This is a genomic window from Acinetobacter sp. 228 (assembly GCF_048147885.1).
On the sequence record NZ_JAYWYV010000154.1, the window covers coordinates 1 to 1,708 of the forward strand.

Here is a 1,708-nt window from a genome sequence, read left to right on the forward strand (position 1 = left end):
AAATGCAAAACACGAGCACCCGAGTGCGCCCCAGAAAGATTTTTTGTCCTTATCATTTACAGGAATATCAAGCATCCAAGCGTGGCTGTGTCCATGCATTCCACAGCTGCTAGCACATTCACACAATGCACTTTGTGACTGTAATGATTGATTGGAAGGCGCATTACGATTCTCGGATAAACGCCACTGACCACCGAAGCGTTTTACTGGCGACCATGTTGGAGATGCTGGCGGTAACGGCGGATCATCTTGCTTAAACTCTGCCCCTGCGTACACCACTTTTCCACCTAAAACAGTGAGTACAGACTCAATCCATTGGATATCTTCTGCTTCAACTTTGAAGTAGTCATCAGACAATACCACCAGATCAGCAAGTTCCCCTGCTGTGAGTGAACCTTTGACATCTTTTTCACCTGAGAACCAAGCCGAACCTTTAGTCCAGAGTTTAAGCGCTGTTTGACGGTCTAATAGATTTTTTTCATCATACAAAGGTAACCCACCTACTGTTTTACCTGTAGTCAGCCAATACAAACACACCCAAGGGTTATAAGAGGCCACACGAGTCGCATCCGTTCCCGCACCCACAGGAACACCGAGTTCTAACATTTTCTTAACGGGTGGCGTTGCTTGGGCAGCTTCGGCACCATAGCGTTTTACGAAAATCTCACCTTGATATGCCATACGGTGTTGAATGGCAATACCACCACCCAACGCACCAATACGTTCGATATTACGCTCAGATACAGTTTCGGCATGGTCAATAATAAATCGAGTTGCGAATGGCTGTTTTGAATTGACGCGCTCAAATACATTGAGCAAACGATTAATACTTTCATCATAGGTTGCATGAATACGGAATGGCCATTTCTTTTCAGCCAAGTGCTCTACGATGGCTTCGAGTTCACCTTCCATTTTTTCTGGTAAATCGGGACGTGGCTCATAGAAGTCTTCAAAGTCACCCGCTGACCACGTCAGGTTCTCACCTGCTCCATTCATTCTAAATAATTCATCACCATCGCCCGGGAATGTCATTTCTGTCCAACGGCGATAATCATCAAGCTCTTGGCCTGCCTTTTGAGCAAATAGGTTATAAGCAATTCGCACTGTCATTTGATTTTGATCGTGCAATTGCTTAATCACATCATAATCTTCAGGATAGTTTTGACCGCCACCACCTGCATCAATTGCTGAAGTAATACCTAATCGGTTTAATTCACGCATGAAATGACGAGTTGAGTTGATTTGGTCTTCAACTGGCAATTTCGGTGCTTTCCCTAAGGTCGAATATAAAATCATAGCGGATGGCGTTGCGAGCAGCAGTCCTGTTGGCTCACCTTTTTCATCTCTTACAATCTTGCCACCCGGCGGGTCCGGTGTGTCTTTATTAAAATCTAATACATCAAGGGCAGCTCGGTTGAGCATAGCACTGGCGTATAAATGTAAAACGAATACTGGAGTATCTGGCGCAGCTTTATTAATTTCTTCTAAAGTCGGTAAACGCTTTTCAGCAAACTGGAATTCAGTCCAACCGCCTACTACACGAACCCATTGTGGAGCTGGCGTATTGTCTGCTTGTTCTTTGAGTAAGCGTAATGCATCGGCAACGGATGGCACACCCTCCCAGCGCAGTTCCATATTGTAATTTAGACCACCACGAATAATATGCAGATGACTGTCATTTAGACCCGGTATAACGCGTCGACCATTT

1 protein-coding gene is annotated in these 1,708 nt (G+C 45.0%); it reads right to left on the reverse strand.

Annotation, left to right across the window (positions count from 1 at the left end):
• Nucleotides 1–1,708: amidohydrolase (locus tag VXQ92_RS16870; protein WP_416682594.1), on the reverse strand; the 1,708-nt coding region annotated here is incomplete at both ends.